At 68.5% G+C, this 241-nt stretch carries 1 pseudogene; it reads right to left on the reverse strand.

Annotated elements, in window-relative coordinates:
- Positions 1-241: pseudogene (locus tag AC0IX4_RS23295) on the reverse strand (MFS transporter); the annotation flags it as partial.

Genomic DNA, 241 nt, shown 5'->3' on the forward strand with positions numbered 1-241 from the left:
GGGTGAGTATCCGCGAGCGGTCTGGAAGTACTGGCCGGGGAAGGTGGTGGCGCCGCAGAGGCCGACACCGACTGCGACGGAGGCGATGATGGCGAGCCCGGTGGTGCGCTCGGGGACGATCTTCAGCGGGATGATCGGGCTCTTGACCTTGGCCTCGACGAGGACGGTGGCGAGGAGGAGTGCGACGCCGCCGCCGACGTACATGGCGGTCTCTCGGGAGATCCAGTCGTAGTACCCGGCC

It is taken from the genome of Rhodococcus sp. AC861 (assembly GCF_979256035.1).